This is a genomic window from Streptomyces pilosus (assembly GCF_014649835.1).
In the GTDB taxonomy this organism is placed as follows: domain Bacteria; phylum Actinomycetota; class Actinomycetes; order Streptomycetales; family Streptomycetaceae; genus Streptomyces; species Streptomyces pilosus.
In genome coordinates this window covers 230,975-245,198 of the sequence record NZ_BMTU01000005.1, presented here as the reverse complement: position 1 = coordinate 245,198, position 14,224 = coordinate 230,975, and the positions used below count along the sequence as shown (strand labels likewise).

Below are 14,224 nucleotides of genomic sequence, written 5' to 3'. Positions count from 1 at the left end.
CGCGGGGTTCCCGGAAAGGGCAGCCGGATGTGGACATCCCCTCTCTGCGGGTTGCCTCCGGCACGTATCGTGAGTGCTTGCGGACCGTACGAAGCCGGAACGGCCCGCACGGCGAACGGAACTGACCGACCGTAGAACCGGGGGAGGCATCGTGGACGACTATGCGGGACGGGTTCTCGCCGACCGCTACCGCCTGCCGCTGCCCCCCTCCGACGAGTACGAACTGACCGAGACCCGCGCCTTCGACACCTACAGCGGGCAGGAGGTCCTGGTCAGGCAGGTCCCCCTGCCGGAGGTCGTCGAGGCCGAGGTGCTCGACGCCGAGGGACTGCCCGACGGGTTCACCGCCCGTGACGGCAGCGCACGGCGAGGCGGTCCCGGACACGGGGCCGCGCGCGCCGGCACCCGGCGGCCCGCCGACCCGGTGGTGCGGCGCGCGGTCGAGGCCGCACAGGCGGCGGCCGCCATCCCCGACCATCCGCGCCTGGACCAGGTCTTCGACGTGTTCGCGGAGGGCGGTTCGCTGTGGATCGTCAGCGAACTCGTGGCCGCCCGCCCGCTGGCCGCCCTGCTCGCCGAGAAGCCGCTGTCCCCCTACCGGGCGGCGGAGGTCGCCTCCGAGGTGCTGACGGCCCTGCGGGTGCTGCACTCCCACGGCTGGGTGCACCGCAACATCACCGCGCGCACGGTGCTCGTCTGCGACGACGGCCGGGTCATGCTGACCGGTCTCGCGGTCGGCGCGGCCGAGGAGGCACTGTGCGGCTACGACCCGGTGCCCGCCCCGGAACCGGAGCCGGCCACCGAGGGCGGCGCCCGCGAGGCCCTGGCACCGGCACCGGAGGCAGGACGCGGCCCGTCCTGGCCGCCCGGTTTCGCCCGCGAACCCGGCCCCGGTCCCGCCCCCGGCCCCGGCCCCGGTCCCGACCCCGAGGCCGCGCGCCGGGCCGCCATCGAGGCGCGGGCCGGCCGGCTGACCGGCGGCGGCCCCACCGGTCCGGGCGGTCTCACCCCCGCCGCGGCCCCCAAGGCACTCGACAGCGCGGGAGACGTGCGCGCCGCCCGGGCGGGTGCCATCGCCGCGTACCGGGCGGGCACCCGTGCCGCCGCCCGGGTGCAGGAGGCCCAGCAGGGCGGTCGTACGGCGCTGCCCGGAGCCCGCCCGGCCCCCGAGGACGACGGTTCACCGCCCCGCGCGGTCCCCCCGGGGCAGATAGCCGATCCGTACGGTGTCGCCCCGGCCGGCGGCCGGCCCGCGGTCACGCCCCGCACCGGTCCCGCCGGCCCAGGCGGCCCAGGCGGCCCCGCCGGGCTCCCGCCCGGGCCCGTGGGACCAGGTGCCCTCGAAGCGGCCGCGGGACCCGGCGCCGCCGCCCCGTCCGCCCGCTGGGACGACCTGGTGGCGCACACCCCCGCCCGCCGGGGCCCGACCACCGCGCTGGCCGCCGAGCGGGCGCGACAGGCGCGCATGGCCGTCGTCGGCCCCGTGACCGAGCGCTGGGCGCCCGAGCAGGCCGGCCCCGTGCACGAGAACTGGCAGCTGGCCGCGCCCATCGGGCCCGCCACCGACCTGTGGGCGCTGGGCTCCCTGCTGTTCCGGGCCGTGCAGGGACACGCCGCCTACCCGGAGGACTCGACGGCCGAGCTGGTGCAGATGGTGTGCTCCGAGCCGCCCGCCTTCGCCGAGGAGTGCGGTCCGCTCCGCCCGGTCGTGGAGTCGCTGCTGCGTCAGGACCCCACCGAGCGGCCCGACTTCGAGGAACTGCGCGGCTGGCTGCGGTCCCTGGTGCGGTCGGCGCCCGAGCCCGAGGCCGGTGTGCACGTGATAGCGGCACCGCCCGCCGACACCAGCCGGCTGCCGGTCATACGGCGCCGGGGTGAGCTGGTGCGCCGGCGCCGCGCCGGGCTGCCCGCTCACCAGGGACGGCACAAGCGGACCAGGAAGCCCGCCGGTTCCCCGCGCCGGCTGGGCCGGACCCTGCTCCTGCTGGTGCTGCTCGCGATGGCCGCGGCGATCGCGTACGCCGTGCTGTTCATGCCGAAGTCCGGCGAGGAGAACCCGGGAGCGTCGGCCGACCGCACCGGCGCCGGCGGCGAGGTCAGCGCCGCGCCGAACCCGCCGGACGCCGGGAAGAACTCCCCGGAGCCCGGGGGCGACCCCGCGGACACCCCGAAGAGCAGCCCCGAGGAGTCGGCCGCCGACCAGGAGACCCAGACCACCGGCCCCGAGGTCGCGGACGGCTTCACCCTGCGCGAGGACCCGGAAGGGTTCCGGGTCGCCGTCGCCGAGAACTGGCAGCGCACCGGGAAGAACGGCAGCGGCCAGGTCGTCTACTCGCGCGGCGACTTCGAGCTCATCGTCGTCCCCGGACGGGACAGCGCCGCGCGTTTCGGCAGTGACCCCATGGCCTACCAGCGTGACGACGAGCGCGAGCTCCAGCCCTACCGCGACTCCAGCTGGGCCACCTCCACCGGCCTGAAGACCATCGAGGTGGGCGGACGCACCATGGCGGAGGGCCAGTTCACCTGGACCGGCGGGAAGGGCGAGCTGTACGTCCGCAACCTCGCGGCGCTCATCGACGGCCGCTACCACGTGGTGCAGGTGCGCGGTCCCGAGGCCGAACGGGACGAGGTGACACGGCTGTACGAGCAGGCCTCGGCGACCTACCGCTTCACCGGCTGAACCACGGACCGCACGCAGACGAGGGCGTTCTGGTTGCCTCCCGGCCCGATCAGCGAGAACCATCACAGTGCGGTCTCCATGGCACGGCGTCGGTTCCCAGGATGGTCCGGGGTACTTACCCTGAGCCTGTCAAGACCATTGCGGGGCAACGTGAATCAGATGCAGGGCTCGCTCGTCGCGGGCCGCTACCGGCTCGGCGACTCCATCGGGAGCGGTGGCATGGGCCGGGTGTGGCGCGCCCACGACGAGGTGCTGCACCGTTCCGTCGCCATCAAGGAACTCACCGCGGCGCTCTACGTCTCCGACAGCGAGCAGGCCATGCTGCTGGCGCGCACCCGCGCGGAGGCACGGGCCGCCGCGCGGATCAACCACTCCGCCGTCGTCACGGTGCACGACGTGCTGGAGCACGACGGCCGGCCGTGGATCGTCATGGAACTGGTCGAGGGCCACTCCCTCGCCGACGCGGTGAAGGAACAGGAACACGTCGATCCCCGGGAGGCCGCCCGGATCGGCCTGTGGGTGCTGCGCGCCCTGCGCGCCGCCCACACCGCGGGCGTCCTGCACCGCGACGTCAAACCGGGCAACGTCCTGCTCGCCCGTGACGGCCGGGTGCTGCTCACCGACTTCGGCATCGCCCAGATAGACGGCGACACGGCCATCACCCGCACCGGAGAGGTCGTCGGCTCGGTCGACTACCTGGCGCCCGAGCGGGTCCGCGGCCACGACCCCGGCCCCTCCTCCGACCTGTGGGCGCTCGGCGCGACGCTGTACACGGCGGTGGAGGGCGTGTCGCCGTTCCGCCGCACCTCACCGCTGACCACCATGCAGGCCGTCGTCGAGGAGGAGGCCGAGGAGCCGCGGCACGCCGGCCCGCTCGCGCCCGTCATCAGCGCGTTGCTGCGCAAGGATCCGGCCACCCGGCCCGACGCCTCACGGGCCGAGCAGATGCTGGCCGAGGCCGCCGAGGGGCGCCGCCCGGCAGCCGCGCAGGAGTTCGTGCCGACCCGGCCCGTGGACGCCCACGTACCCCTGCCGCAGCAGCGTGGGCCGCAGGGGTACCCCACGGCCGCGCAGCCGCCGCACCCCCCGCGCGGCGGCGGCCCCACAGCCGTCCAGCAGCCGTACGGGCCGCCCGCCGCACCGCGCCGCCGGGTCCGCGGACGGGTGATCGCCCTGGTCGTCGCCCTGGCCGTCATCGTGGGCGCGGGAACCGCGGTGGTGCTCCGGCAGTGGGACGGGGGCGGCGCCGCGGCCGGCCCCGCCGAGAGCTCCGGACCCGCCCCGACGCCCGGCGGCACGAAGTCGGGCGGGGCGCAGGAGACGGACGGCCTCCCCGAGGGATGGGTGCGCCGCACCGACCCGTTCGGCTTCACCGTCGTGCTGCCCGGCGAGGACTGGGAGCGCGTCGTCTTCGACGAGGAGACCCGCCAGGTCGACTACACGCCGGACGGCGGCAAGCACTTCCTGCGGATCGCCGCCGACGACTCCCCCGACTTCGACGACCCCTACGAGCACCTGCGCGACCTGGACCAGCAGGTGGGCCGCCGCCTGGTCGACTACCAGCGGCTCGGCCTGCAACGCCTCACCTACCGTGACCGCGACAGCGCCCGGCTGGAGTACAGCTGGACGGCGCTGGCCAAGGACACCGAGTTCCCCGGTCCCTACCGGGCGATCGACCAGATGTACCTCTCGCGCGACGGTGTCGAGTACGCCCTCTACATGGCCGGCCCGGCGGAGGACTGGGACACGACCCGCGAGCAGTTCCGGACGATCCTGCGGGGCTGGCGCGAGCCCTGACCCCCGCGGACGGGCGCCCGCGGGCCGCTTGGCCGAATCGCCGTACCGGAGCGGACACATCCGGTGGGGCATCATGGGCTCATGGTGACCGAGGGGGAGCCGGAGAACGGGAACGCGGGACGCAATGCCCGTGTCGTCGCGGGCCGTTACCGCCTGGAGGCGATGATCGGGCGCGGCGGCATGGGCGTGGTCTGGCGGGCCACCGACCTCCTGCTCGGGCGGAGCGTCGCCGTGAAGGAACTCCCCTTCGACGACACGCTCTCCGCGGCCGAGGCCCGGCGGCAGCGGGACCGCACCCTGCGCGAGGCGCGGGCCCTGGCCCAGCTGAGCCACCCGAACATCATCGTCGTCCACGACGTCGTCGAGGACGACGAACGCCCGTACGTCGTCCTGGAACTGATCGAGGGGCCGTCCCTCGCCGACCGTGTCGCCGGACAGGGTCCGGTGGACGCCGCGGAGGCCGCGCGGATCGGTGTCGACCTGCTCGGCGCGCTGCGGGCCGCCCACGCCTCCGGCGTGCTGCACCGCGACCTCAAGCCCGCCAACGTCCTGCTGGAGGACGGTACCGACCGGGTCCTGCTGACCGACTTCGGCATCGCCCAGGTGTCGGGTTCCACCACGCTCACCGAGAGCGGCTCCTTCGTCGGCTCCCCCGAATACACCGCGCCCGAAAGGATGTCGGGCGCGCGGACGGGAGCCGAGTCCGACCTGTGGTCGCTGGGCGCGCTGCTGTGCGCGGCGCTCAGCGGCGAGTCGCCGTTCCGGCGCGACTCGCTGAGCGGGGTCCTGCACGCGGTCGTGGTGGACGAGATCCGGCCGCCCGCCGAGGCCGCCCCCATCCTCCCCGTCGTGCGCGGCCTGCTGGAACGCGATCCGGACCGCCGGCTGGACGCGGACGGGGCCGAGCGGATGCTGCGGGCGTTCCTCGCGACGGGCCGCACCCCGGAATCGGTGCCCCTGGACCTCCTGCCGCCGGACCGGGTCCTGCCCCGCCGCAGGTTCGCCGCGTGGCGGACGGAGACGGCCGTGCCCGGCGCCCCCGGGGAGCCTCCCGTACGGCGGCAGCCCACCCGGGGCGTGCTGGTGGCCGCACTGGCGGTCGCCGCCATGGCGGGGGCGGGCGTGTCCGCGGCGGCACTGCTCCTCCAGGACCGGGACGGGGACGGAGGCGGCACCCCGACGAGCACGGCCCCGGAGACCCCGCCCGGCGCGTCGGTACCCGGGCCCCGGCCGCCCGGGCCCGTCCCCACGACCACCAGCCCGCAGCGGACCCTGCCGTCGCAGTCCCGCGCCACGACGGCCACCCCCTCGCTGTCGGGCCCCTCGATGTCGGGTTCCTCACCACGGGCCGACTCCAAAGGGTCATAAAAGGGAGATAAGCTCCGGCGACGGTCACGGGTCTGTGACCGGTGGACGTCCGCGGTGGATACGCGGGGGCCCCGCACGATATGGATGAACCATGAGCAGCAACGGGGGAGCCCGCAGCGGGGCCGACGAGCCCACCAGTTTTGGTCTGCAACCGCCGAACCCGCCCGCGGCGATACCGCACCCCGGCAACCCGTACGCGGCACCGACCCAGGTGGTCCCGCCGCGCGAACCGCGGACACCGCCCCCGCACGGCCAGGGGCAGGACCAGGCGCCGCACCGGGCGACCGCGCCCGGCCCCGACCCCGGCACCGGCCGGCTCATCGCCGGACGGTACCGGCTGCTCGCCAAGCTCGGGCACGGCGGCATGGGCACGGTGTGGCGGGCCAAGGACGAGACGGTGGACCGGGAGGTCGCCGTCAAGGAGCCGCGCGTCCCGGACCACCTTCCCGAACGCGAACGCTCCAACGCCTTCGAGCGGATGCGCCGCGAGGCCCGTGCCGCCGCCCGGCTCGACCACCCCGCGGTGGTCGAGGTCCACGACGTCGCGGTGGTCGACGGCCGTCCGTGGATCGTGATGGAGCTGGTCCAGGGCCGTTCGCTGGGCGCCGTGCTGCAGGACGAGGGCACCCTGTCCGCACGCGAGTCGGCCAGGGTCGGCCTGGAGGTGCTCGGCGCGCTGGAGGCCGCGCACGCGGCGGGCATCCTGCACCGGGACGTCAAACCCGACAACGTGCTGCTCGGCCGGTACGACCGGGTCGTGCTCACCGACTTCGGCATCGCCCAGATCGAGGGCGAGACCAATCTGACCGACACCGGCGGCTTCGTCGGTTCGCCCGAGTACATCGCTCCCGAGCGGGTGCTGGGCCAGCGCCCGGGCCCCGCGTCCGACCTGTGGTCGCTCGGCGTGGTGCTGTACGCGGCCACGGAGGGCGTCTCCCCGTTCCGCCGCAGCAACACCCCCGCGACCCTCCAGTCCGTCCTCAACGCCACCCCGGCGCCGCCCGCCTCCGCGCAGGGGCCGCTCGCCGAGATCATCACCGCCCTGCTGCAGAAGGACCCCGCCCGCCGGCCGAACGCCGCCCAGGTCCGCGCCGTCCTGGAGGCGGCAGCGAACCCGCCCGCCCCGCAGCCGACCCGGGTCGGCCCGCTCCCCGGGCCGGGCCACGACGCCAAGGGCATCCGGATCGGCCGCAGGGCGCTGACCGCGCTCGGCGCCGCGGTGGTCGCCGGGGCGGTGGCGGCGTACCTGGTGCTCGCCGACCCCTTCGCGGGCCCCCTCCCGGACGGCTGGAAGACGCACGACCTGGGCGACCGGCCGGGCGTGTCCCTCGCGGTGCCGGACGGATTCGTCAAGGACAAGCCCGCCGACGACGCGGACGGGACCGTCGTCTCCTTCACCGACCCCAGCGGGATGGTGCGCATCGAGAGCGACCGCGACCTCAGGTCCGAGGACAAGGACGGCGACATCGCGGCATCGGCGTCGGAGCAGGCGTTCGCGCACTGGAACGAGCTCAAGGACGGCGAGTACGGCTGGGGCATCGCCTCCGAGCCCCCACCCGTGGGGCAGCCGCGCGAGACCACGTACAAGGACCGCGAGGCGGCCACGAACACGATCGTCTACACGACGACCGCCACGACGCCCGTGGTGCACGAGGCGCGGGTCATGTACTACCGGAGCAAGGACGGCGACATGTACCGGCTCTGGATCGTCTACCCGGGCAAGGGCCACTTCGCCGAGGAGGGCCGGAGGATCGCCCGTACGGTCATCGACGCGTGGGACGTCCACAAGCTCTGAACGCGCCGCGCCGCGACGGCACTTCGCGTCGACAACCCCGCGTGCCGCACGGTACTGATGGGACATGAGCAACGACGGTGGCCCGGGTGGAGCACAGGGCCGGCTGATCGCCGGACGGTACCGGCTGGTCGAGCGCGTCGGCTCCGGCGGCGCGGGCACCGTCTGGCGGGCGCTGGACGAGTTCACCGCACGCGAAGTCGCCGTGCGCCGGCCGAGGTTGCCGGGCGAGCCCGGTGAGGAGGGCCGCCGGAGGGCAGCGCGCCGGCTGCACCGGGAGGCGCGGGCCGCCGCACGCGTCGGCCATCCGTCGGCCGTCTCGATCCTGGACGTCGTCGTCGAGGCGGAGGAGCACGCCGGCGGCGGGGACGGCGCCGAGGGGACGGACGGAGCGGAGGGCACGCGCGGACTGCCCTGGATCGTCATGGAGTACGTGCACGGCGAGTCCCTGCGCGAGCTGCTGCGGCGCGGCCCGCTGCCGCCCGTGGAGGCGGCCCGGATCGGCCTCGCCGTGCTGGGCGCGCTGCGCGCCGCGCACGCCGTCGGCATCGTGCACCGCGGCGTGCGGCCCGCCAACGTGCTGCTCGGACCGGAGGGGCGGGTGGTCCTCACCGACTTCGGCGCCGGCTCGCCCGAGTGCACCGCCCCCGAACAGCGGTCCGGACGCGGCGCCGGGCCCGCCTGTGACCTGTGGTCCCTGGGCGCCCTGCTCCACACCGCCGTGGAAGGCCGTCCCCCGTCCCGCCGTACGGCGTCGCGGTCCGCTCCCGCCGCCGCCCTCCCCGAGCCGGAGGGTGCGGGGCCCCTCGGGCCGCTGATCGTGCGGCTGCTGGCGGAGGATCCCGGCGCACGGCCCGGCGCGGCGGAGGCGTCCGCGGCGCTGGAGGCGGTGGCCGGGCAGCGGCACCGGCCACCGGAGTCCGGCGACCACGCCCCCGGGCCGCAGCCGTCGGAGCCCGCGGCGGGGAGCCGGGCCGTCACGGAGGGTCCGGAAGGAGCCGCCGGGGGTCCCGTCCGCGACCGGACACCGGAGCCGGACCTCCGGCGGCGCGTCCGCCGTCCCGCCCCGCTGGCGGCCCTCGGGGCGCTCGCCGTCGTGGGCGGCGGCATCTGGTCCGCGGGGTCCGCCGACGGGCAGGACACCACCACGGCGGCCCGGGAACCCACCGCGCCCGTCTGGACCGCCCACCCCCAGACCACCATGCGCGCGGTCCTCGTCCTGCCCCCCGGATACGAGGAGCAGGCCCGGGCGGGCGGCACGGGCGGCCGGCCCCGCTTCGTGGTGTACCGGGCCGACGACGGCATCCGGGTCAGGCTGGCCCAGTGGGACCGGGCCCCCGGCTCCCCGATGGACCGGGCGCGCGGCTCCGGCGCGGCCCCGGCCGTCCCCGGGGGTGACGCCCGCACCCGGTACACCCGCACCGGCTTCCGCGGCCACGAGGCCGCCCTGGCCGACGGCGTCCGCGGCACTGCCGACGGTCCGGCCCGGGTGCTGCAGCTGACGATCCGCACCGACACCGGCCGCATGTACGAACTGCGCGTCGAGATGCCCGCGGGTGGCGCCCCGGAGCGCAAGGGGGCGGCGCTGTTCGAGGGCGCCCGCGACCGACTCGAGATCGAGACGCGGTCAGCGGGCCGGCTCCCGGCATCAACGCCCTGATCAGGGGGTTTGTTGCCAGTGTTCACTGGCGGTGTGTGAGCCGTGCGGGAATCTGTTACCGACGGGTACACAAAGTGTGCGCTCCGGCATACCCTGCGGCTCATGACGGACGCGCAGACCCGGGTATCCACCGGCACCAATCCCCTCGCCCCCGCCCCGGCGGCAGCCCGCACCGCAGCCGACGTGGTGACGCCGGAACTGGTCGCCCAGCTCACCAAGGGGGTGGCCGGCTCCGGCCGGACCGCCAACCACACGCCGTTCACCGGCGAGAAGCTGGCCGACCTGCCCGAGTCGACCCCGGAGGAGGTGGCCGGGGCCTTCGAGGCGGCCCGCGCCGCCCAGGAGGTGTGGGCGCGGATCCCGGTCCGCCGGCGCGCCGCCGTGCTGCTGCGCTTCCACGACCTGGTGCTGGAGCGCCAGGCGGAGGTGCTCGACCTGATCCAGCTGGAGACCGGCAAGGCCCGGCTGCACGCCCACGAGGAGGTGCAGGCCGTCGCCGTCGCCGCCCGCCACTACGGCCGCCGGGCCGCGGCCTATCTGCGCCCCAAGCGGCACGCGGGCGCCGTGCCGACCCTGACCAAGGTCACCGAACTGCGTCACCCGCGCGGCGTCGTGGGCCAGATCGCGCCCTGGAACTACCCCCTCGAACTCTCCGTCGGCGACGCCCTCCCGGCCTTCGTCGCCGGCAACGCGGTCGTGATGAAGCCCGACACGGAGACCTGCCTCACCGCACTGTGGGCCCGTGACCTGCTGATCGAGGCCGGACTGCCCGCCGACGTCTTCCAGGTCGTCCTCGGCGAGGGGCCGGTCGTCGGCCCCGAGGTCGTCCGGCACGCGGACTACGTCTCCTTCACCGGCTCCACCCGCACCGGCCGCGAGGTCGCCCAGGGCGCCGCCGCCCGCCTCGTCGGCGTCTCCCTCGAACTCGGCGGCAAGAACGCCATGCTGGTGCTGGACGACGCCGACCTCGACAAGGCCGCCGCCGGCGCCGTCCGCGCCTGCTTCTCCAGCGCGGGCCAGCTGTGCATCTCCATCGAGCGGCTGTACGTCCACGAGTCGGTCGCGGACGCGTTCCTGGAGCGCTTCGCCGCCCGCACCCGGGCGATCCGCCTCGGCACGTCCCTGGCCTACGGCGCCGACATGGGCTCCCTGGTCGGACAGCGTCAGCTGGACGCCGTCACCCGGCACGTCGACGACGCCGTCGCCAAGGGCGCCAAGGTGCTCGCGGGCGGTACCGCCCGCCCGGACATCGGCCCGTACTTCTACGAGCCGACCATCCTCGACGGGGTCGGGGCCCCGATGAGCGTCTGCTCCGAGGAGACCTTCGGCCCGGTCGTCTCCGTCTACCGCTTCTCCTCCGACGAGGAGGCGATCGACGCCGCCAACGCCACCCCGTACGGCCTGAACTCCTCGGTCTGGACGAAGGACGCGCGGCGCGGCCGCGCGGTCGCCGCCCGGATGCGCACCGGCACGGTCAACATCAACGAGGGCTACGCGCCCGCGTACGGCAGCGTCCAGTCGCCGATGGGCGGCATGAAGGACTCCGGCCTCGGCCGCCGGCACGGCTCCGAGGGCATCCTCAAGTACACCGAGGCGCAGACGGTCGCCCACCAGCGGCTGCTGCCGATGGCGCCGTCGCTGGGCATGGACGACGAGACGTACGCGGCCTTCATGAGCCGCAGCCTGCGCCTGATGAAGGCCTTCCGGTTCAGGTGACCCACCCGTACGCGAAACCCAACGAGGAGACACCCGTGCCTCAAGACGCCTACGACTACGACGTCCTCGTCGTCGGCTCCGGCTTCGGCGGCTCCGTCTCGGCACTGCGCCTGACGGAGAAGGGCTACACCGTCGGCGTCCTCGAAGCAGGCCGCCGCTTCACCCCCGAGACCCTGCCGAGGAACTCCTGGGACCTGAAGAACTACCTCTGGGCGCCGAAGCTCGGCATGTTCGGCCTCCAGCGCATCCACCTGCTGGGCAATGTCATGGTGCTGGCCGGCGCGGGGGTGGGCGGCGGCTCGCTCAACTACGCCAACACCCTCTACGTCCCGCCCCGGCAGTTCTTCGAGGACCCGCAGTGGGGGCACATCACCGACTGGCAGGACGAGCTGAAGCCGTACTACGACCAGGCGCGGCGGATGCTGGGCGTGCGGCTCAACCCGACGATGACCCCGTCGGACGTGCACCTGAAGGCGGCGGCCGAACGGATGGGTGTGGGCGACACCTTCCACATGGCCCCCGTCGGGGTCTTCTTCGGTGACGGCGAGGACGCCGACGGCACGGTGAAGGCGAAGCCGGGGCAGGAGGTCCCCGACCCGTACTTCGGCGGGGCGGGACCGTCGCGGCGGGCCTGTGCCGAGTGCGGTGAGTGCATGACCGGGTGCCGGCACGGCGCGAAGAACACCCTCAACGAGAACTACCTCCACCTCGCCGAGAAGGCGGGCGCGGTCGTGCACCCCATGACGACGGTGGTGTCGGTGACCGAGGACTCCCGGGGCGGGTACGCCGTCGCCACGCTGCCGACGCACCGGCGCCGCAAGGGCGAGGGCCGTACCTTCCGGGCCCGCCGGGTCGTCCTGGCGGCCGGCACCTACGGCACCCAGACGCTGCTGCACCGGATGCGGGCCGGCGGCCGGCTGCCGCACCTGTCGGACAGGCTGGGCGAGCTGACCCGCACCAACTCCGAGGCCCTGGTCGGCGCGCAGACCGACAACCGCCGCTACCGCAAGGCCACCGGCGCGCCGAAGGCCGACTTCACCCGCGGTGTGGCCATCACGTCCTCGATCCACCCCGACGAGAACACCCACATCGAGCCGGTCCGCTACGGCAAGGGATCCAACTCGATGGGCTCGCTGTCCATCCTCCAGGTGCCGTACGCGGGCCGCGGTTCGGGGACGGCCCGGGTGCTGGGCTGGCTCGGCAACGCGGCCAGGCACCCGGTGATGACGATGCGCTCGCTGTCCAACCGGCGCTGGTCGGAGCGGACCATCATCGGCCTGGTGATGCAGTCGCTGGACAACTCCCTGACGACCTACCTCAAGCCGTCCGGGGTCGGCCGGGGCCTGCTCACCGCCCGGCAGGGCCACGGCGCCCCCAATCCCAAGCAGATCAAGGCGGCCACGGACGGCGCCTCGGCGCTGGCGGCCGAGATCAACGGCTTCGCCGGCTCGAACGTGGGTGAGCTGACGGGCATGCCGCTGACCGCGCACTTCCTGGGCGGCTGCCACATCGGCGGTTCCCGCGAGACGGGCGTGATCGACCCGTACCACCGCCTCTACGGCCACCCCGGCATCTCGGTCGTGGACGGGTCGGCGGTGTCGGCGAACCTGGGCGTCAACCCGTCCCTGACCATCACGGCGCAGGCCGAGCGGGCGATGTCGTACTGGCCCAACAAGGGCGAGGCCGATCCGCGTCCGGAGCAGGGCGAGCAGTACCAGCGGCTCACGCCGGTCGAGCCGAAGTCCCCGGCGGTCCCTGCGGACGCGTTCGGCGCGCTGAAGCTGCCCTTCCTGGGGATCCCGGCGGTTCCGCCCAAGAAGTGACCGCGGGCCCCCGCGAGGGGGCCGTGCGGGAGGGCCGGGGAGGACAAGAACGCGAGAAGGACAGAAAAAAGAGAGAAAAGGACCTGTGCCCCCCTCCGAGCTCAGGTCCTTTTCCCTTGTCCTGGTGCCGCGCCCCACGGCGCGGCGAGGCGGTGTTACGCCTCCGCACCGGCCTTGCGGCGGCGCACCACGAACACCGCGCCGGCACCCGCCACGACGGCGGCGCCGCCGACCAGGCCGATCATCGGCAGGGCGGAGTTCGAGCCGGTCTCGGCGAGGGTGCCGGTGACCTTGACGTCCTTCACCTGGTCGAGCTCGACCTTGCCGCCGGTCTGCGGCTTGGCGTCGTTCGGCTCACCGGCGTCGGTACCGGCGGCCAGGATGTCGAAGAAGTAGATCCAGCCGTTCTGGTCGTCGGCGATCCAGCAGCCGTCGGCGTCCGCGTACTCGGCGAAACCACCGGTGAGGCCGAGCGCGTCGGGCACCTTGCCGGAGACGCTGAGCCGCAGCTGGTACGAGGTGGACTGGCCGGCACCGAGCGAGAACGCGGCGAAGGTGCCGCCCTCGCCGGCGGCGTCCGCCAGCGTCTTCCACTGCTTGGTGGCCTTGTCGAACACCTGGACGGTGATCTGGCCGGAGTAGTCCTTCTCGTCCTCCCAGCCGACGGCGGCGACGCCGATCAGCGGCTTGATGTCCTTGATCTCCTCGTCGCCACGGTTGGAGACGTTGAAGGAGAACGCCTTCCAGCCGCTGCCGGCGACGACCGTCTCGGGCAGGCCGGCAAGGCCGCTCTCCAGCTCGAAGCTGAGCTCGGCCGTGCTGTTGCCCTCCTCGTCGACGCAGAGCTCGATGTCGTCCTCGTCGTCGGCGGGGGGCTCCTCCTCGGCGGGCGGCTCCTCGCCCTCGGCCGGGGGGTTCTCGCCCTCGGCGGGCGGGTTCTCGCCTTCCGCCGGGGGGTTCTCACCTTCGGCGGGCGGGTTCTCGCCTTCCGCCGGGGGGTTCTCGCCCTCGGCGGGCGGGTTCTCGCCTTCCGCCGGGGGGTTCTCGCCCTCGGCGGGCGGGTTCTCGCCTTCCGCCGGGGGGTTCTCGCCCTCGGCGGGCGGGTTCTCACCCTCCGCCGGCGGGTTCTCGCCCTCGGCGGGGGAGCTCGTCGACGTGCTCGGCGTCTCCTCGCTGCCGGTCGCGAAGGCTGCCGGAGCCGAAAGCAGGGCGAGCGGCGCTATGACGGCCGTCGCGGCCGCTGCGGCCATGGCACGGCGAAGCTTCATGAAGACCTCGGGAAGTCCGGTGTGCCGCGCGGTCGCGGCACGAACGAGTGCGGAGAGGCCTCCGCTGTGGGGCGCGGGTGAGGCCCTTGGTTCCGGTGGTTTGATCACTGGAGCCCGCGA

At 74.6% G+C, this 14,224-nt stretch carries 8 protein-coding genes; 7 read left to right on the top strand and 1 reads right to left on the bottom strand.

The genetic code is table 11. The features are described 5' to 3' along the window. Positions 1–151 precede the first annotated feature (151 nt). The 7 genes from IE118_RS14860 to IE118_RS14830 all read left to right on the top strand — a co-directional run bounded on the left by IE118_RS14860 (position 152) and on the right by IE118_RS14830 (position 12,836). Positions 152–2,680, top strand: a complete 2,529-nt coding sequence (locus IE118_RS14860) for a serine/threonine kinase C-terminal domain-containing protein (RefSeq protein ID WP_189558369.1) — start codon at positions 152–154, stop codon at positions 2,678–2,680. A gap of 159 nt (positions 2,681–2,839) precedes the next feature. After that, entirely contained in the window at positions 2,840–4,477 is a 1,638-nt protein-coding gene (locus IE118_RS14855) for a serine/threonine-protein kinase (RefSeq protein WP_189558368.1), read from the top strand. Positions 4,478–4,558: 81 nt separating this feature from the next. Beyond that, complete coding sequence (locus IE118_RS14850) at positions 4,559–5,845, top strand: serine/threonine-protein kinase (protein ID WP_189558367.1); 1,287 nt, start codon at positions 4,559–4,561, stop codon at positions 5,843–5,845. Positions 5,846–5,936: 91 nt separating this feature from the next. Next, positions 5,937–7,640: a serine/threonine-protein kinase gene (locus IE118_RS14845; protein ID WP_189558366.1), complete on the top strand. Its 1,704-nt coding sequence runs from the start codon at positions 5,937–5,939 to the stop codon at positions 7,638–7,640. Between the two features lie 64 nt (positions 7,641–7,704). Next, positions 7,705–9,297, top strand: a complete 1,593-nt coding sequence (locus IE118_RS14840) for a serine/threonine-protein kinase (RefSeq protein WP_189558365.1) — start codon at positions 7,705–7,707, stop codon at positions 9,295–9,297. Positions 9,298–9,399: 102 nt separating this feature from the next. Continuing rightward, positions 9,400–11,013: a succinic semialdehyde dehydrogenase gene (locus IE118_RS14835; protein WP_189558364.1), complete on the top strand. Its 1,614-nt coding sequence runs from the start codon at positions 9,400–9,402 to the stop codon at positions 11,011–11,013. Between the two features lie 35 nt (positions 11,014–11,048). Continuing rightward, the gene (locus IE118_RS14830) at positions 11,049–12,836 is read left to right on the top strand and encodes a GMC family oxidoreductase N-terminal domain-containing protein (RefSeq protein ID WP_189558363.1); all 1,788 of its coding nucleotides are present in this window, start codon (positions 11,049–11,051) and stop codon (positions 12,834–12,836) included. A gap of 155 nt (positions 12,837–12,991) precedes the next feature. Here IE118_RS14830 and IE118_RS14825 read toward each other — a convergent pair whose 3' ends face one another. Then, on the bottom strand, positions 12,992–14,104 hold the full coding sequence (locus tag IE118_RS14825) for an LAETG motif-containing sortase-dependent surface protein (RefSeq protein ID WP_189558362.1): 1,113 nt from the start codon (positions 14,102–14,104) through the stop codon (positions 12,992–12,994). Positions 14,105–14,224 lie beyond the last annotated feature (120 nt).